The 18,422-nt window shown below is 65.5% G+C and carries 16 protein-coding genes and 1 tRNA gene; 13 read left to right on the top strand and 4 right to left on the bottom strand.

The annotated features are described in order from the left end of the window. Positions 1-44: 44 nt before the first annotated feature. Entirely contained in the window at positions 45-572 is a 528-nt protein-coding gene (locus PL79_RS34675; protein WP_044844896.1) for a YhbY family RNA-binding protein, read from the bottom strand. A gap of 193 nt (positions 573-765) precedes the next feature. On the opposite strand from PL79_RS34675, the gene PL79_RS34670 reads away from it, so the two are divergent. The 11 genes from PL79_RS34670 to phoR all read left to right on the top strand — a co-directional run bounded on the left by PL79_RS34670 (position 766) and on the right by phoR (position 13,005). Beyond that, on the top strand, positions 766-1,428 hold the full coding sequence (locus PL79_RS34670; RefSeq protein ID WP_044844895.1) for an RlmE family RNA methyltransferase: 663 nt from the start codon (positions 766-768) through the stop codon (positions 1,426-1,428). 166 nt (positions 1,429-1,594) lie between these two features. Next, complete coding sequence (gene ftsH, locus PL79_RS34665) at positions 1,595-3,490, top strand: ATP-dependent zinc metalloprotease FtsH (protein WP_044844894.1); 1,896 nt, start codon at positions 1,595-1,597, stop codon at positions 3,488-3,490. A 76-nt stretch (positions 3,491-3,566) separates the two neighbouring features. Then, a complete protein-coding gene (gene folP, locus PL79_RS34660; protein WP_135801204.1) occupies positions 3,567-4,460 on the top strand; it encodes a dihydropteroate synthase in 894 nt (297 codons plus the stop codon). 36 nt (positions 4,461-4,496) lie between these two features. Then, positions 4,497-5,852 carry a phosphoglucosamine mutase gene (glmM, locus tag PL79_RS34655; RefSeq protein ID WP_044844892.1) on the top strand — a complete coding sequence of 452 codons (1,356 nt, stop codon included), beginning with the start codon at positions 4,497-4,499 and terminating at the stop codon, positions 5,850-5,852. A 453-nt stretch (positions 5,853-6,305) separates the two neighbouring features. Then, positions 6,306-7,340, top strand: coding sequence for a phosphate ABC transporter substrate-binding protein PstS (gene pstS / locus PL79_RS34645; protein WP_044844891.1), 1,035 nt, complete (start codon positions 6,306-6,308; stop codon positions 7,338-7,340). A gap of 94 nt (positions 7,341-7,434) precedes the next feature. Further along, positions 7,435-8,418: a phosphate ABC transporter permease PstC gene (pstC, locus tag PL79_RS34640; RefSeq protein ID WP_044844890.1), complete on the top strand. Its 984-nt coding sequence runs from the start codon at positions 7,435-7,437 to the stop codon at positions 8,416-8,418. After that, positions 8,415-9,308, top strand: a complete 894-nt coding sequence (gene pstA / locus PL79_RS34635; RefSeq protein WP_044844889.1) for a phosphate ABC transporter permease PstA — start codon at positions 8,415-8,417, stop codon at positions 9,306-9,308. Before pstC ends, pstA begins: the two co-directional genes overlap by 4 nt. A gap of 15 nt (positions 9,309-9,323) precedes the next feature. Then, positions 9,324-10,172 carry a phosphate ABC transporter ATP-binding protein PstB gene (gene pstB, locus PL79_RS34630; RefSeq protein ID WP_039319486.1) on the top strand — a complete coding sequence of 283 codons (849 nt, stop codon included), beginning with the start codon at positions 9,324-9,326 and terminating at the stop codon, positions 10,170-10,172. An 18-nt stretch (positions 10,173-10,190) separates the two neighbouring features. Further along, positions 10,191-10,895: a phosphate signaling complex protein PhoU gene (phoU, locus tag PL79_RS34625; protein WP_044844888.1), complete on the top strand. Its 705-nt coding sequence runs from the start codon at positions 10,191-10,193 to the stop codon at positions 10,893-10,895. 31 nt (positions 10,896-10,926) lie between these two features. Then, positions 10,927-11,628 (top strand): phosphate regulon transcriptional regulator PhoB, encoded by a 702-nt coding sequence (gene phoB / locus PL79_RS34620; protein ID WP_006750313.1) that lies wholly within the window; start codon positions 10,927-10,929, stop codon positions 11,626-11,628. 57 nt (positions 11,629-11,685) lie between these two features. Further along, entirely contained in the window at positions 11,686-13,005 is a 1,320-nt protein-coding gene (gene phoR / locus PL79_RS34615) for a phosphate regulon sensor histidine kinase PhoR (RefSeq protein ID WP_044844887.1), read from the top strand. Between the two features lie 115 nt (positions 13,006-13,120). On the opposite strand, the gene ppk1 is transcribed toward phoR, so the two are convergent. After that, positions 13,121-15,184, bottom strand: a complete 2,064-nt coding sequence (ppk1, locus tag PL79_RS34610) for a polyphosphate kinase 1 (RefSeq protein ID WP_044844886.1) — start codon at positions 15,182-15,184, stop codon at positions 13,121-13,123. A 279-nt stretch (positions 15,185-15,463) separates the two neighbouring features. Between ppk1 and ppx the strand changes: the two genes are divergently transcribed. Next, a complete protein-coding gene (gene ppx, locus PL79_RS34605) occupies positions 15,464-16,981 on the top strand; it encodes an exopolyphosphatase (protein WP_044844885.1) in 1,518 nt (505 codons plus the stop codon). 52 nt (positions 16,982-17,033) lie between these two features. Here the strand turns inward: ppx and PL79_RS34600 are convergent, their stop codons facing one another. Then, positions 17,034-17,483, bottom strand: a complete 450-nt coding sequence (locus PL79_RS34600; protein ID WP_044844884.1) for a hypothetical protein — start codon at positions 17,481-17,483, stop codon at positions 17,034-17,036. 154 nt (positions 17,484-17,637) lie between these two features. After that, a tRNA-Pro gene (locus PL79_RS34595) sits at positions 17,638-17,714 on the bottom strand. A 163-nt stretch (positions 17,715-17,877) separates the two neighbouring features. Between PL79_RS34595 and sixA the strand changes: the two genes are divergently transcribed. Beyond that, a complete protein-coding gene (gene sixA / locus PL79_RS34590) occupies positions 17,878-18,339 on the top strand; it encodes a phosphohistidine phosphatase SixA (protein WP_044844883.1) in 462 nt (153 codons plus the stop codon). Positions 18,340-18,422: the final 83 nt, after the last annotated feature.

Here is an 18,422-nt window from a genome sequence, read left to right as displayed (position 1 = left end):
GCGCGGGCAACGCGGCACGGGGTGCCCCGTGCCGCGCGGCGGGATTACTTGCCCTGGTGCGGCCGCTTCGTGCTGGCCTGACGCTTTTTCGCGCGCTTCACCGTGCCGCCTGCCGTCACGCGCTCGTTGCCGCGCACCGTGACCTTCACCGGCCGCGGACGGCGCACCGGGCTCGCGTTCGGCGACACCTTGACGACCTTGACGGTGCGCGGTGCACGGCCTTTCTTGTCGTCGACGGCTTCGGCCGCGCTCGGCAGCGCGCCGGCACGACGGCCGCGGGCCGGGGCCGCCACGGCAGCCTCGGGCTTCCAGATCACCAGCAGCTTGCCGATGTGCTGGATCGGCGCCGCGTTCAGGCGGTCGCAGATCTCGTCGTAAATGGCGACGCGCTCGTCGCGCTCGTCACCGAACACACGGATCTTGATCAACTGGTGCGCGGCGAGGTGCACCTTGATTTCCTTCAGCACGGCGTCGGTGAGCCCTTCGGCGCCGATCAGCACGACGGGCTTGAGCGCATGGGCCTGGGAGCGCAGCGCGGAGCGCTCGGCGGGGGAAAGCGAAAGGGCGGGCATGGAAATGTCGAAATCTAAATAGGGGCGCGCTGCGTCAGAAGCGAATCGCGGGAAGTTACCGCATCAGCCGCGCGCCGAAACCACGTAAAATCGCGGCTTGGGCCCGGAAGGGGCCGCAGCCGCGCGAAGAAGACGCGTATTATCCGCCAAAAGCACGGCTTCACGAAGCAAATAGCAGCAATCTCTCTCTCGAATGGCAAAAAACCGCTTTAACCAGCACTGGCTGCACGACCACATCAACGACCCGTACGTCAAAATGGCGCAGCGGGAGGGCTATCGCGCGCGCGCCGCGTACAAGCTGAAGGAAATCGACGAGCAGGACAAGCTGATCCGTCCGGGCCAGGTGATCGTCGACCTCGGCGCGACGCCGGGCAGCTGGAGCCAGTATGCCCGCAACAAGCTCGCGCAGGGCAAGAAGCGCGACGCGGAGCGCGAAGGCGGCATCGACGGCACGATCGTGGCGCTCGACATCCTGCCGATGGAGCCGATCGCGGACGTCCACTTCCTGCAGGGCGATTTCCGCGAGGACGAGGTCCTTCACCGGCTCGAAGAAGTGCTCGAAGGTCGCGCGGTGGACCTTGTTATTTCCGACATGGCCCCCAACCTCTCCGGCGTGGCCTCGGCGGACGCGGCGCGCATCGAGCATCTGTGCGATCTGGCGCTCGAATTCGCGCAGAATCATCTGAAGCCGGACGGTGCGCTGCTCGTGAAGTGCTTTCACGGCAGCGGCTACAGCCAGATCGTCGAAAAGTTCAAACAGCAGTTTAAGACTGTCGCGCCGCGCAAGCCGAAGGCGTCCCGCGACAAATCGTCCGAAACGTTCATTTTGGGTCGGCATCTGAAGCATCCGCGGTGACGCGGAGCGGGGTGCCGCAAACGGGCTCCGGCCCTTGCCAGACAAGCGAAGCGCTATCGCGGCGGTTGTCAATCCTTATGGCAGGGGTGGTCGGACTGGATTAGAATGACCGAGGAGCGCCGCAAGGAAAATGTAGGCGCTCGTCTACGAGTGAAGGAGTGGTGCTTTGAACAACAATATGTTTTCGAAGGCAGCAGTGTGGCTGGTGATCGCACTGGTGCTGTTTACGGTGTTCAAGCAGTTCGACAAGCCCCGCGTCCAGGAAGGTGTGTCCTATTCGCAGTTCATGGACGACGCCAAGAACGGCAAGGTCAAGAACGTCATCGTTCAGGGGCGCAACCTCACCGTCACTCCGGCTGATGGCCAGAAATACCAGATCGTGTCGCCCGGCGACATCTGGATGGTCGGCGATCTGATGAAGTACGGCGTGCAGGTCAGCGGCAAGGCCGACGACGAGCCGAACGCGCTGATGTCCGCGCTGTACTACCTCGGGCCGACGATCCTGATCATCGTGTTCTGGTTCTACATGATGAGGCAGATGCAGGGAGGCGGCAAAGGCGGCGCATTCTCGTTCGGGAAATCGCGTGCGCGGCTGATCGACGAGAACAACAACGCGGTGAACTTCTCCGACGTCGCGGGCTGCGACGAAGCGAAGGAAGAAGTGTCCGAGCTCGTCGACTTCCTGCGCGACCCGCAGAAATTCCAGAAGCTGGGCGGTCGCATTCCGCGCGGCGTGCTGCTCGTCGGCCCTCCGGGTACCGGCAAGACGCTGCTCGCCCGCGCGATCGCCGGTGAAGCGAAGGTGCCGTTCTTCAGCATCTCGGGTTCCGACTTCGTCGAAATGTTCGTCGGCGTCGGCGCGGCCCGTGTGCGCGACATGTTCGAGCAGGCGAAGAAGCACGCACCGTGCATCGTGTTCATCGACGAAATCGACGCGGTCGGCCGTCATCGCGGCGCCGGCATGGGCGGCGGCAACGACGAGCGCGAGCAGACGCTGAACCAGATGCTGGTCGAGATGGACGGCTTCGAAGCGAACTCGGGCGTGATCGTGATCGCCGCGACCAACCGTTCCGACGTGCTCGACAAGGCGCTGCTGCGTCCGGGCCGTTTCGACCGCCAGGTCTATGTCGGCCTGCCGGACATCCGCGGCCGCGAGCAGATCATGCGCGTGCACCTGCGCAAGGTGCCGATCGCGAACGACGTCGACGCAGCGGTGATCGCGCGCGGCACGCCGGGCTTCTCGGGCGCCGATCTCGCGAACCTCGTGAACGAAGCGGCGCTGTTCGCCGCCCGCCGCGGCAAGCGCATCGTCGAGATGCAGGATTTCGAGGACGCGAAGGACAAGATCTTCATGGGTCCGGAGCGCAAGTCGGCGGTGATTCGCGAGGAAGCGAAGCGCGCTACGGCTTACCACGAGTCGGGCCACGCGGTGATCGCGAAGCTGCTGCCGAAGGCCGACCCGGTGCACAAGGTCACGATCATCCCGCGCGGTCGCGCGCTGGGCGTCACGTGGCAGCTGCCGGAGCATGACAACGAGACGTATTCGAAGGATTACCTGCTCGACCGCCTGGCGATCCTGTTCGGCGGCCGCGTGGCCGAGGAGCTGTTCCTGAACCTGATCAGCACCGGCGCGTCGGACGACTTCAACAAGGCGACGCAGACGGCACGCGCGATGGTGGCCCGTTTCGGCATGACCGACGCGCTCGGGCCGATGGTCTACGTCGACGACGAGAGCGACAACGGCCCGTTCGGCCGAGGCTTCACGCGCACGATCTCGGAAGCGACGCAGCAGAAGGTCGACGGCGAAATCCGCCGCGTGCTCGACGAACAGTACGGCCTTGCACGCCGCCTGCTCGAAGAGAACCGCGACAAGGTGGAGGCAATGACGGCCGCGCTGATGGAGTGGGAAACGATCGACGCCGATCAGATCAACGACATCATGGAAGGGCGTCCGCCGCGCTCGCCGAAGAGTTCGCCGGCTGTCGGCGGCGATTCGTCGGGCGGCGGCACCACCGCCGAAGTGAAGCCCGGCAACGCGCCGGCGCCTGCTTCGCCGGCCTGACCTTCGCCGTAGCACCGTTCACGGGCTGGTGTGGCTTCACACCGGCCCGTTTTGCATTCATCAACGCCTCCCGCCCGTGCCCGATTCCGCTGTTTCAGCATCCATTCCCGCGCCGCTGCAGTGCGGCCGTTTCTCCCTGACGTTCGAGCGCCCGCTCGTGATGGGCATTCTGAACGCCACCCCCGATTCGTTCTCCGACGGCGGCCGCTTCCTCGCGCGCGACGATGCGCTGCGCCAGGCCGAGCGGATGATCGCCGAAGGCGTCGACCTGATCGACATCGGTGGCGAGTCGACCCGTCCCGGCGCGCCGCCCGTGCCGCTCGACGAGGAACTCGCGCGCGTGATCCCGCTGGTCGAAGCGTTGCGGCCGCTGAACGTGCCGCTGTCGATCGACACCTACAAGCCGGCCGTGATGCGCGCGGCGCTCGCTGCCGGCGCGGACCTGATCAACGACATCTGGGGTTTCCGTCAGCCGGGCGCGATCGATGCGGTGCGCGAGGGTAACAGCGGGCTGTGCGCGATGCACATGCTCGGCGAGCCGCAGACGATGCAGGTCGGCGAGCCCGATTACGGCGACGTCGTGAGCGACGTGCGCGATTTTCTCGCCGCGCGCGCGCAGGCGCTGCGCGACGCGGGCGTCGCGCCGGAACGGATCTGCGTCGATCCGGGCTTCGGGTTCGGCAAGGCGGTGGTCGACGACAACTACGCGCTGCTGGCCGCGCTGCCGGACACGGCGCCGGCGCGGCCCGACGGGCGCGCGTATCCGATTCTCGCGGGCATGTCGCGCAAGTCGATGCTCGGCGCGGTGATCGGCGGCAAGCCGCCGATGGAACGCGTCGCGGCGAGCGTGGCGGCCGCGTTGTGCGCGCTCGAGCGTGGAGCTGCGATCGTGCGCGTGCACGACGTCGCGGCGACGGTCGATGCGTTGAAGGTCTGGAACGCCGTGCGCGAAGCCGCGCGGCAACGATAAGTCAGAAATCAGAAAGACGAAGGAGGAAGGTTCGCCATGGGACGTCGATATTTCGGCACGGACGGCATTCGCGGCACGGTGGGCGAGGCGCCCATCACGCCTGATTTCGTGTTGCGTCTCGGCTATGCAGCCGGCAAGGTACTGGCCGGTGCGGCCGACGTCGCGGCCGGTGCGCGGCCGACGGTACTGATCGGCAAGGACACGCGCGTGTCGGGCTACATGCTCGAGGCCGCGCTCGAGGCCGGCTTCTCGGCGGCAGGCGTCGACGTGATGCTGGCCGGCCCGATGCCGACGCCGGGCGTCGCGTATCTCACGCGCGCGCTGCGCCTGTCAGCCGGCGTCGTGATCAGCGCATCGCACAACCCGTACCAGGACAACGGGATCAAGTTCTTCTCCGCCGACGGCAACAAGCTGCCCGACGAAACGGAAGCCGAGATCGAGGCATGGCTCGACAAGCCGCTCGAATGCGCATCGTCGGACCGGCTCGGCAAGGCGCGCCGCCTCGACGATGCGGCCGGCCGCTACATCGAGTTCTGCAAGAGCACGTTTCCGGCCGCCTACGATCTGCGCGGGCTGAAGCTCGTGATCGACTGCGCGCACGGCGCCGCGTACCAGATCGCACCGCACGTGTTCCACGAGCTCGGCGCGGACGTGATCCCGGTCGGCGTCGCGCCGAACGGCTTCAACATCAACGACGGGGTCGGCGCGACGGCGCCCGACGCGCTGATGCGCGCGGTGCGGGCGAACCATGCGGACCTCGGCATCGCGCTCGACGGCGATGCGGACCGCCTGCAGGTCGTCGATTCGACCGGCCGGCTGTACAACGGCGACGAGCTGCTCTACGTGCTCGTGAAGGACCGCATCGCGACCGTTGGCAAGGTCGACGGCGCGGTCGGCACACTGATGACGAACCTCGCAGTCGAAGTTGCGCTGCAGCGTGAGGGCGTCGAGTTCGTGCGCGCGGCGGTCGGCGACCGCTACGTGCTCGAACAGTTGCGCGAGCGCGGCTGGCAGCTCGGCGCGGAAGGCTCGGGCCACATTCTGTCGCTCGACCGCCATTCGACCGGCGACGGCATCGTGTCGGCGCTGCTCGTGCTGGCCGCGCTCAAGCGCAGCGGCCGCACGCTCGCGCAGATGCTCGACGGCGTCACGCTGTTCCCGCAGAAGCTGATCAACGTGCGGATGAAACCGGGTGCCGACTGGAAGGGCAACGCATCGATTCGCGCGGCGATCGACGCGGCCGAAGGCGCGCTGGCCGGTCACGGCCGCGTGCTGATCCGCGCGTCGGGGACCGAGCCCGTGCTGCGCGTGATGGTCGAGGCCCGGCATGCGGCCGACGCGACGCGTCACGCGGAAGCAATCGCCGACGCGGTGCGCGCGGCGACGGCCTGAACCGGCTCGGCGACGGCGCGCGACGGTCCGGCCGTCTGCGCGCCGCCGCCCCGGTGATTCGACATGCGGCGTCTGCGGGCGCCGCAATTCGTCAGACGCAAAGGTTTGCGCTATTAGATAGAAGGCGCTTTCGACGCGGATTTCGTCTGATCAAAGAAACCATCCGACCTGAATCGCGACAGCCGCGGCAACGGGGCTTTCCGGCCCGCGTGCGCTGCGATACGATTCGCTCGCATGCCGCATCGGCGGTGCCGATCTGCCTCTTCCCGGCCGGCAATTCTTGCCGCCAACCCCGCCACGCCGCGCTTGTGCGGCTGCCCGAACCGGGCCCGCTACACCCTTTCAACCAGTCATGTTACTGTCACGCCAGTTTCATCGATTGTCACATTATCGTCATGAGGAGCCCCTAACCTTCGCGGTGCCGTAGTCATCCGCTCACACACTGGAGGTCTCATGAAATTGATGCAAACCGCGATTGCCGGCCTGGCTGGCGCGCTTTTCGCAGTCGCCGCGCAAGCTGCCGACATCACGGGCGCAGGCAGCACGTTCGCGATGCCGATCTATACGAAATGGGCTGCGGACTACCAGCAGTCCGGCGGCGCGAAGGTGAACTACCAGGGTATCGGCTCGTCGGGCGGCCTGAAGCAGATCGTCGCGAAGACGGTCGATTTTGCCGGTTCGGACGCGCCGCTGAAGGATGAAGAGCTCGCGAAGGAAGGCCTGTTCCAGTTCCCGACGGTGGTCGGCGGCGTGGTGCCGGTGATCAACGTGCCGGGCGTGAAGGCTGGCGAACTGACGCTGTCGGGCCCGGTGCTCGGCGACATCTATCTCGGCAAGATCAAGAAGTGGAACGACCCGGCGATCGCCGCGCTGAACCCGAAGGTCAAGCTGCCGGATACGGACATCGCGGTCGTTCGCCGCGCTGACGGCTCGGGCACGAGCTTCATCTGGACGAACTACCTGTCGAAGGTCAACGACGAATGGAAGTCGAAGATCGGCGAAGGCACGACGGTCAACTGGCCGACGGGTACGGGCGGCAAGGGCAACGACGGCGTCGCGGCGTTCGTGCAGCGCCTGCCGGGCGCGATCGGCTACGTCGAGTGGGCGTACGCGAAGAAGAACAACATGATCTACACGGCCCTGAAGAACTCGACGGGCACGGTGGTCGAGCCGAAGACCGAAACGTTCAAGGCTGCTGCTGCAGGCGCGAACTGGTCGAAGTCGTTCTACCAGATCCTGACGAACCAGCCGGGCAAGGAAGCATGGCCGGTCGTCGGCGCGACGTTCGTGCTGCTGCACGCGAAGCAGGACAAGCCGGAGCAGGGCGCCGAAACGCTGAAGTTCTTCAGCTGGGCGTTCAAGAACGGCGAGAAGGCCGCCGACAACCTCGACTACATCTCGCTGCCGGCATCGGTCGAGACGGAAATCCGCAAGCAGTGGAAGACGAAGGTGACGGACGCATCGGGCAAGCCGGTCGCCGCAGAGTAAGCCATCCAGCGGTTCGCTGCCCGGTCGTGCCGGCCGGGCAGTGTGTGCGGTAAGGCCGGGCGTTACGGCGCCCGGCGATCCAGAACAGGCGCCCATGTCTGATATTTCGTACACGTCCTCCCGGTCCGATGCCGCGCAGCAACGCGCGCCGAGCCGTCTCGGAGACGTTCTGTTCGGCGGCCTCGCACGGCTCGCCGCGATCGTGACCCTGCTGCTGCTGGGCGGGATCATCGTTTCCCTCATCATTGCGTCGCTGCCGACCATCCAGAAGTTCGGCCTCGGCTTCCTGTGGCAATCCGAGTGGGATCCGAACTCGGATGTCTACGGCGCAGTCGTGCCGATCTACGGCACGATCGTGACGTCGTTGATTGCACTCGTCATCGCGGTGCCGGTCAGCTTCGGCATCGCGCTGTTTCTCACCGAACTGTCGCCCGTGTGGCTGCGCCGCCCGCTCGGCATCGCGATCGAGCTGCTCGCCGCGATTCCGTCGATCGTGTACGGCATGTGGGGCCTGCTCGTGTTCGCGCCGATCTTCGCCGAATACTTCCAGAAGCCGATCGGCCATCTCTTCAAGGACGTGTGGGTGCTCGGTCCGCTGACGGCCGGCGCGCCGATCGGCATCGGCATTCTCGCGGCCGGCGTGATCCTCGCGATCATGATCATCCCGTACATCGCATCGGTGATGCGCGACGTGTTCGAAGTCACGCCCGTGCTGCTGAAGGAATCGGCGTACGGGATCGGCTGCACGACGTGGGAAGTGATGTGGAAGGTCGTGCTGCCCTATACGAAGACCGGCGTGATCGGCGGCGTGATGCTCGGCCTCGGCCGCGCGCTCGGCGAAACGATGGCCGTGACCTTCGTGATCGGCAACACGAACCTGCTCGACAGCGTGTCGCTGTTCGCACCGGGCAACAGCATCACGTCGGCGCTCGCGAACGAATTCGCGGAAGCGCAACCGGGCCTGCATACGTCCGCCCTGATGGAACTGGGCCTGATCCTGTTCGTGATCACGTTCATCGTGCTGTCCATCTCCAAACTGCTGCTGCTTCGTCTCGAGAAGGGAGAGGGCAAGAAATGAGCGAGCCCATCATGAATTTCCCGGGGCCGAACGGCGCCGCGCTCGACGCGATGCGCAACCGCCTGCAGCGCAAGCGCAAGGTGACCAACGCGATCGCGCTGACCGCGTCGCTCGCCGCGATGGCATTCGGCCTGCTGTGGCTCGTGTGGATTCTCTACACGACGGTGCATCTCGGTGTCGGCGGCCTGTCGCTGCAGCTGTTCACCGAATCGACGCCGGCACCGAACACCGAAGGCGGCGGCCTGGCGAACGCGATCGTCGGCAGCCTGCTGCTGTGCGGTTTCGGCACGCTGGTCGGCACGCCGATCGGCATTCTCGCGGGCGTCTATCTCGCCGAATACGGCCAGAAGAACCTGCTGGCGAGCACGATCCGCTTCATCAACGACATCCTGCTGTCGGCGCCGTCGATCGTGATCGGCCTGTTCGTGTACGCGATCGTCGTCGCGAAGTCGGGGCGCTTCTCGGGCTGGGCCGGCGTGATCGCGCTCGCGCTGCTGCAGATTCCGATCGTGATCCGCACGACCGAGAACATGCTGAAGCTCGTGCCGAACGCGCTGCGTGAGGCAGCCGTCGCGCTCGGCACGCCGAAGTGGCGCATGGTGCTGAAGATCACGCTGCGCGCGTCGGTCGGCGGGATCGTGACGGGCGTGCTGCTCGCGGTCGCGCGGATCGCCGGCGAAACGGCGCCGCTGCTGTTCACGGCCCTGTCGAACCAGTTCTTCTCGGTCGACATGAGCCAGCCGATGGCCAACCTGCCCGTCACGATCTACAAGTTCGCGATGAGCCCGTTCGCCGAATGGCAGTCGCTCGCATGGGCGGGCGTGTTCCTGATCACGCTCGGGGTGCTCGGACTCAACATCCTGGCGCGCTCGATCTTCTCGAAAAAGTAACGGCGGAGCAATCCGATGAATATGGCAGAAAGCCACCTGAATCCCGTCGAGCGCACCGCTGCGCCCGCCGGCACGCACGATGCGGCGCATGGCCGTCCACTGGCGCCGCTGAACGCGAAGATCGAGGTCAACAACCTCAACTTCTTCTACAACAAGTTCCACGCGCTGAAGAACATCAACCTGCGCATTCCCGAAGGGAAGGTGACGGCGTTCATCGGCCCGTCGGGCTGCGGCAAGTCGACGCTCTTGCGCACGTTCAACAAGATGTTCGCGCTCTATCCGGAGCAGCGCGCCGAAGGCGAAATCCTGATGGACGGCGAGAACCTGCTGACCACCAAGCGCGACATCTCGCTGCTGCGTGCGCGGATCGGCATGGTGTTCCAGAAGCCGACCCCGTTCCCGATGTCGATCTACGACAACATCGCGTTCGGCGTGAAGATGTTCGAAAAGCTCACGCGCTCGGAGATGGACGACCGCGTCGAGTGGGCGCTGACGAAGGCCGCGCTGTGGAACGAAGTGAAGGACAAGCTGAACCAGAGCGGCTACGGTCTGTCGGGCGGCCAGCAGCAGCGTCTGTGCATCGCGCGCGGCATCGCGATCCGTCCGGAAGTGCTGCTGCTCGACGAGCCGTGCTCGGCGCTCGACCCGATCTCGACGGGCCGCATCGAGGAACTGATCGCGGAGCTGAAGAGCGACTACACGGTCGTGATCGTCACGCACAACATGCAGCAGGCCGCGCGCTGCTCGGACTTCACGGCCTACATGTACCTGGGCGAGCTGATCGAATTCGGCGAAACCGAAAAGATCTTCATCAAGCCGGTGCGCAAGGAAACGGAAGACTACATCACCGGCCGTTTCGGCTGATGACGGAGAATCACAACCATGTCGGATAAACATCTGTCGAGCCAGTTCGACGCGGACCTGAATGCCGTGTCGTCGAAAGTGCTGGAAATGGGCGGGCTCGTCGAGTCGCAGATCGTCGGTGCGATGCATGCGCTGAACGAATTCGACCGCGATGCGGCCGAGAAGGTGATCGCGGCCGAGGAAACGCTGAACGCGATGGAAGTCGACATCGACCAGGAGTGCGGCAACATCATCGCGCGGAGGCAGCCGGCCGCGCGCGACCTGCGTCTTCTGATGTCGATTTCGAAAACGATTACGAACCTCGAGCGCGCCGGCGACGAGGCCGAGAAGATCGCGAAGCGCGTGCGCCGCCTGATCGAAGAACCGGCCGCGCGTGCGGTGAACATTGCCGAGATCAAGGTGTCGGGCGAGATGGCCGTGACGATCCTGCGCCGCGCGCTCGACGCGTTCGCGCGCCTCGACACGGTGGCGGCCGCGCAGATCGTCAAGGACGACAAGGAAATCGACCTCGAATTCCGCGCGTTCGTGCGCAAGCTCGTGTCGTACATGCAGGAAGATCCGCGCACGATCTCGGTCGGCCTCGAGTATCTGTTCATCGCGAAGGCGATCGAACGGATCGGCGACCACGCGAAGAACATCGCCGAATTCATCATCTACATCGTGAAGGGCACCGACGTGCGGCACCAGCCGCGCGACACGCTCGATCGCGAAGCCAACAGTTAATCGACTCCGTATAGGAAGAACAGAGGTGCCGATGCCCAGCAACATTCTCGTCGTCGAAGATGAGCCAGCGATTTCCGAACTGATCTCGGTGAATCTCCAGCATGCCGGTCACTGCCCGATCCGCGCGTACAACGCGGAGCAGGCGCAGAACCTGATCAGCGACGTGCTGCCCGATCTCGTGCTGCTCGACTGGATGCTGCCGGGCAAGTCCGGCATCGCGTTCGCGCGCGACCTGCGCAACAACGAACGGACCAAGCACATCCCGATCATCATGCTGACCGCGCGCGGCGACGAGCAGGACAAGGTGCTCGGCCTCGAGATCGGCGCGGACGACTACGTGACGAAGCCGTTCTCGCCGAAGGAACTGATGGCGCGCATCAAGGCCGTGCTGCGCCGCCGCGCGCCGCAGCTGACCGAGGACGTCGTATCGATCAACGGGCTGCGCCTCGATCCGGCCACGCATCGGGTCGCCGCGCACGGCGACGGCAGCGAGATCAAGCTCGATCTCGGCCCGACCGAATTCCGCCTGCTGCATTTCTTCATGACGCATCCGGAGCGCGTGCACAGCCGCACGCAACTGCTCGACCAGGTCTGGGGCGATCATGTGTTCGTCGAGGAACGCACCGTCGACGTCCATATCAAACGATTGCGCGCGGCCTTGAAACCGGCCGGCTGCGATGCGATGATCGAGACCGTGCGCGGCAGCGGCTACCGGCTCGCCAAGCACGCGTAACGTATCCGGGCATGCCGTGTGCCGCGGCATGCCGTTCATTCTTTCGGACGCTGAATCATGAACATCATCTGGGCGCGCTTTCTGGTGTCGCTCGTGCTGCTCGTGCTGATCAGCGTATTGGTCGGCGTATTCGCCGGCCCGACCGCGGCCCTCGGGTTCGCGGTCGTGATGCTGGTCGCGCAGGGCTTCTTCAGCACCTTCCATACGCAACGCCTGTGGCGTCTGCTCGATGCGCCCGTCTACGGCGAGGTGCCGAGCGCACCGGGCATCTGGGGTGAAATCTACTACCGGCTGCACAAGCTCGCGAAGCAGTGGCATGCGCAGGTGCGCCAGGTCGAGCAGCAGCATTCGCGCTTCATCCAGGCGATCCAGGCGTCGCCGAACGGCGTCGCGATGCTCGACGACCATGACCAGATCGAGTGGTGCAACGCGATCGCCGAGGTGCACTTCGGCCTCGATGCGAAGCGCGACCTGCGCCAGCACATCACGAACCTGGTGCGTCATCCGGAGTTCGTCCGTTACCTGAACGCGCAGCATTACGACGAGACGCTCGTGATGCGCGGGATGGGCGACTCGCGGCAGAACGTGCTGGAAGTGCAGGTGTTCCCGTACGGCGAGAACCGCAAGCTGCTGCTCACGCAGGACATCACGGAGCTCGAGCGGACCGACGCGATGCGGCGCGACTTCGTCGCGAACGTGTCGCACGAACTGAAGACGCCGCTCACCGTGCTGTCGGGCTTCCTCGAGACGATGCGCGAACTGCCGCTGAACGAGGAAGATCGCGCGCGCTATCTCGAGATGATGGAGCAGCAGGCGTCGCGGATGCGGCACATCGTCACCGACCTGCTGGTGCTCGCGAAGCTCGAGGGCGAAAGCAAGCCGCCGATGGATCACGCGATCGACATGCGTGCCGTGTTCGACCATCTGAAGGAAGATGCGCAGACGCTGTCGAACGGGCATCACGAGATCGCGTTCGCGATCGACGAGACGCTCGGCGTCACGGGCGCGCAGACCGAAGTGTTCAGTGCGTTCGCGAACCTCGTGACCAACGCGATCCGCTATACGCCGGACGGCGGCAAGATTTTCGTGTCGTGGCGGCGCGAGGGCGCGCAGGGCGTGTTCTCCGTCACCGACAGCGGCTTCGGCATTCCGGCCGCCGACCTGCCGCGGCTGACCGAACGCTTCTACCGCGTGGACCGCAGCCGCTCGCGCGATACGGGCGGCACGGGGCTCGGCCTCGCGATCGTCAAGCACGTGCTGCAGCGGCACGACTCGCACTTGTACGTGCAGAGCGAGGAAGGGCGCGGCAGCACGTTTACCGCGCGCTTCCCGGGCTCGCGGATCATCGCGATCCGGCCGGCCGCGTTCGAGGCGTGAGCGCGTCACGCGAAGCGGCGCCTCACGTCGGCACCCCGGCGGAATGAAAAAAGCACAGCCCTCGGGCTGTGCTTTTTCGTTGGGTGCGCGGCACGCGAAACCGTGCGCCGGGTGCCTACGAACAGAACTTCGCGAGCAGCCCGAGCTGTGCGTTGCGGATCGTCTTGCCTGCGCGCCGCCGGCGGTAGTGGCCGTCGCTGAGCATCTGCCAGGCCGACTGGTTGTCGCCGAGACAGACCGACAGCCCTTCGGCGATCACGCGGCGCTTCAGCTTGCGCTCGCGGATCGGGAACGCGACTTCGACGCGGCGGAACAGGTTGCGGTCCATCCAGTCGGCGCTCGACAGATACACGTCCTCGGCGCCGCCCGCGTGGAAATAGTAGATGCGGTGGTGTTCGAGGAAGCGCCCGACGATCGAGCGCACCGTGATGTTGTCCGACAGCCCCGGCACGCCCGGCTTCAGCGCGCACACGCCGCGCACGATCAGGTCGACCTTCACGCCGGCCTGCGATGCTTCGTACAGCGCGGCGATCACCGACGGCTCCAGCAGCGCGTTCATCTTCGCGACCACGCGCGCGCGCTTGCCGGCGCGTGCATTGTCGATCTCCGCGCGGATCGATTCGATGATGCGCGGATGCAGCGTGAACGGCGACTGCCACAGCTCGTGCAGCGTGAGCTCGCCGCCGATCCCGGTCAGCTGCTGGAACACGTGATGGACGTCTTCGCAGATCTTCTGGTCGGCCGTCATCAGCCCGAAGTCGGTGTAGAGGCGGGCGGTGCGCGGATGATAGTTGCCGGTGCCGAGGTGCACGTAGCGGCGCAGCGACGCCTTGCCGTTCTGCACGACGCGCCGCACGATCAGCATCATCTTCGCGTGGCACTTGTGGCCGACCACGCCGTACACGACGTGCGCGCCGACGGCTTCGAGCTGCGACGCCCAGTTGATGTTGGTTTCCTCGTCGAAGCGCGCGAGCAGCTCGACGACGACGGTCACTTCCTTGCCGTTGCGCGCGGCTTCCATCAGCGCGTCCATCAGCGGCGAATCGGTGCCGGTGCGATAGATCGTCTGCTTGATCGCGACGACGCTCGGGTCCTTCGCGGCCTGCTGCAGCAGTTCGAGCACCGGCTGGAAGCTCTCGTACGGGTGATGCAGCAGGATGTCGCCGTCGTCGATCGCGTCGAACATCGTCGGCGCGTTCGCGATCGCGGGCGGGATCGATGCGGTGAACGGCGCGAACTTCAGGTCGGGTCGATCGACGAGATCGGGGATCTGCATCAGCCGCACGAGGTTCACGGAGCCGGACACGCGGTAGCAGTCCTTCTCGCCGAGCAGGCTTTCCTCGAGCAGGCGTCGCACGATATGCGCGGGCGTATCGGCCGACACTTCGAGCCGTACCGCATTGCCGAGGTGGCGCGCGGGCAGTTCGCCCTGCAGCGCGACGCGCAGGTTGGTGATTTCGTCCTCGTCGACGAACAGCTCGCTGTTGCGCGTGATGCGGAACTGGTTGCAGCTCTTCACGACCAGTTGCGGGAACAGTTCGCCGACGAAGCGCTGCATGAACGAGCTGAGCAGCACGAAGCCGTGCTCGAAGCCCGACAGCGCCTGCGGCATGCGCACGACGCGCGGCAGCGCGCGCGGCGCCTGCACGATGCCCATCACCGCCTGGCGGCCGAACGCGTCGCGGCCTTCGAGCTCGACGACGAAGTTCAGGCTCTTGTTCAGCACGCGCGGGAACGGATGCGCGGGATCGAGGCCGATCGGCGTCAGCACCGGCAGCAGTTCGTCGAGGAAGTAGCGGCGCGCCCATTCGAGCTGCTCGTCGTTCCACGAGTCGCTCGCGTGGAAGTAGATGCCTTCCTGTTCGAGCGCGGGGAGCACGGTTTCGTGCAGCATCGTGTACTGGCGGTGCACGAGCCGTTGCGCGCGCTCGACGACGAGATCGTAGGCGTGCTGCAGCGACATGCCGTCGGGCGTCAGGGCGCCCGGGTTGTCGCGGATCTGTTCCTGGAGGCCGGCCATCCGGACTTCGAAGAACTCGTCGAGGTTGCTGCTGGTGATGCAGATGAAGCGCAGTCGCTCGAGCAACGGAATGTGCGGGTCGGCTGCCTGGGCCAGCACGCGCTCGTTGAAGCCGAGGATGCCGAGTTCACGATTGAGAAGCGGATAGCGGACGGACATCGGCAGAGTAGGGGGTGATTCGGGCGATGATTCGAAAGGACGCTCGGAAACTCTCACGGTACGATGACGTGCTGATGACAATAATGTATTTATATCGGGAAATTCTACGCTTGAACCGATTCGTCTCATAAATGTTTCGGCCATATACTTTCTACCCGAGTACATGCCCGTGAAGCGTGGCAATGGCAAGCGTTCCACGCTTAAAATATCGCCTTTGATTGATCGTCCAGCGAGGCCGGAGCGGCTGCCGCGGGCGAACGCGCACGGAGCCCCCTTCTGATGGTTACATCCCCCCACTTGCTGGCTGCCGTGGATCTCGGCTCGAACAGCTTCCGGCTGATCGTCGGGCGCGTCGAGGAAACGCCGGCGGGCAGCCAGATCTATCCCGTCGATGCGCTGCGCGAGCCGGTTCGACTGGCTGCGGGGCTGTCGAGCGACAAGATGCTCGATCGCGCGTCGCAGGAACGTGGCTGGGAGGCGCTCAAGCGGTTCGGCGAGCGCCTGCGCGATTTCCATCCCGATCATGTGCGCGCGGTGGCGACCAACACGCTGCGCGTCGCGAAGAACGCGGGCGAATTCCTCGGCGAAGCCGAAGCGGCGCTCGGTTTTCCGATCGAAGTGATCGCGGGCCGCGAAGAGGCGCGCCTGATCTATGCGGGTGCCGCGCATTCGGTGCCGGCGAGCGCGGGCAAGCGGCTCGTCGTCGACATCGGCGGCGGCTCGACCGAATTCATCATCGGCTCGCACTACACGCCGCTCGTGATGGAGAGTCTCTACATCGGCTGCGTGAGCCATAGCCGGGCGTTCTTCCCGGCCGGCAACGTCGACGAATACACGATGCGGCAGGCCGAACTCGCGGCCAAGCGCGAGATCCAGATCATTTCCAGCGAGTACAAGAAGGCCGGATGGGACCAGGCGATCGGTTCGTCGGGCACCGCGCGTGCGCTCGCGGAGCTCGTCGAGGCGAACGGTTTCAACGACGCCGGCATCACGCACGGCATTTCGCGCGGCGGGCTCGAACGCCTGAAGCGCGCGCTGATCAAGGCCGAGAACGTGAACCGGCTGAAGCTGATCGCGCTGAAGCCCGATCGCGTGCCGGTGCTTGCCGGCGGCCTCGCGATCATGCTCGCGGTATTCGAGGAACTGGGTGTCGACTACGTCGACACCACCGACGGCGCGCTGCGTCTCGGCGTGCTGTACGACCTGCTCGGCCGGGCCCAGCACGAGGACATGCGTGCGGTGACCGTCGAGGGTTTCACGCGCCGCTACGGCGTCGATCGCGCGCAGGCCGAGCGGATCGCCGCACTGGCGGTGCGGTTCTACGACGAGCTCGAGGCGTCCGACGACGAAGAAGCGCGCGAGGAAGGCCGGATGTTCCTCGGCTGGGCCGCCGCGCTGCACGAGATCGGCCTGTCGATCTCGCACAGCTCGTATCACAAGCATTCCGCGTATATCGCCAGCAACGCCGACATGCCGGGCTTCTCGCGCACCGACCAGGCGCGCCTCGCCGCGCTCGTGCTCGGGCATGCGGGCAAGCTCGGCAAGCTGTCGCAGGCGCGCGACGTCGAATGGCCGCTGCTGTTTTGCCTGCGGCTCGCCGCGCTACTGTGCCGGCGCCGGACCGATGCCGGGCTGCCGGACATTTCCGTGTCGCAGATGAAGAAGGGCGGGTATGAAGTGCGCCTGCCGAGCGCATGGGTCGAGCAGAACCCGTTGACCGACTACAGCCTCAGCCAGGAAGCGGCCGAGTGGGAGAAGGTCGGGATTCCGTATCGCGTGGTTTATACGGGCGCGTAACGAGACGCCATCGAGGGCGCGGCGCGCTCGCGCCGCTTGCCTCGCGGTGTGCTCAGTCGGAGCACACGATCGCGGTCAGGAACGGGAACGCCTGCTTGACGGTTGCGTCGCTGCCGGCATTGCGAACGGCCTGTTCGACCGCACTCTTCGTGCCGCGTACCACGACGCCGTACGCCCATTTGCCGATCGGCGTGCCGTCGCCCGGCTGGAAGATCGGATCGTTCGCCTGGTAGCCGAGCACGACGTAGACGCCGAAGCCGTAGGCGGTCAGCGGATGGTTCGTGCGAAACGCGTTCACCGAATTCGCTTCGACGTGCATCGGCTCCGACTGGATGTCGCCGGCCGCGAGCAGCGGCGCGACGAACTTGTGGCCGTTCGAATGGCAGTCGAGCGCGTCGTCGAGCGACTTGGCCGACGCGGCGCCGGACGCGCCGAGGGTGCCGAATGCGCCGATTGCGAGCAGCGCGCCGAGCAGGGCGGTCTTGAAAACTTGGTTTTTCATGCGCGGTTGCGGGTTGGGTCGCGGACATTATCGCGTGTTCCCGCAAGATTCGTGCGCGGGCTCTGCATGGGGCGGCAGCGGTTGAGAAGGCGCACGGCGGAGCAAACGAAAAAGGGCTGCAAGCGCGATGGCTTGCAACCCTTATCGTGTATCGTGGTCGGAGCGATAGGATTCGAACCTACGACCCTCTGATCCCAAATCAGATGCGCTACCAGGCTGCGCTACGCTCCGACGAGCCAAAAATTGTATCGTCTAATGGGTGACCGGGTCAATCACGTTTTGCATACGGCGCACATCATCACGAACCGCTCGCGATTGGCGACAATTCGAAGTGTGATCGTCCGGCCCGCGGGTGGTCGGCCGAACCATTCGTCGAAGCATGGAGGGAGACATCATGATGAACCTGATCCTGTGGCGCCACGCCGAAGCCGAAGACTACGCGGCAAACGACCTCGCACGCCAGTTGACGGCCCGCGGGCGCAAGGAAGCGCAGGCCATGGCCAAATGGCTGCGCAGCCGCCTCGAGTCGAACAGCGTGATCCTCGCGAGCCCGGCGGCGCGCACCGTGCAGACGGTCGAGGCACTGACCGACCAGTACCGGACCGTCGATGCGCTCGCGCCGGGCGGTAGCGTCGACGACGTACTGGCCGCCGCCGGCTGGCCGGACGGCATCGCGCCGACGGTCGTGATCGTCGGACACCAGCCGACGCTCGGCAGCGTCGCGGCGCAATTGATGGCCGGCAACGACGACAGCTGGAGCATCAAGAAGGGCGGCATCGTGTGGCTCGCGAGCCGCACGCGCGACGGCAACCATCAGGCCGTGCTGCGCGCGGTATTGACGCCGGAGCTGGCCTGAAGGGGTTTGCGGGCTTTGATCATACGGTTTCGCAAGCTTTCTGCTAAAGTCAATTCGGCGACACGTCATTGAAAGGACACGGT

Origin of the sequence: Burkholderia sp. USMB20 (assembly GCF_000949135.2) — a bacterium.
In the GTDB taxonomy this organism is placed as follows: domain Bacteria; phylum Pseudomonadota; class Gammaproteobacteria; order Burkholderiales; family Burkholderiaceae; genus Burkholderia.
This window is presented reverse-complemented; position numbering and strand designations above follow the sequence as displayed.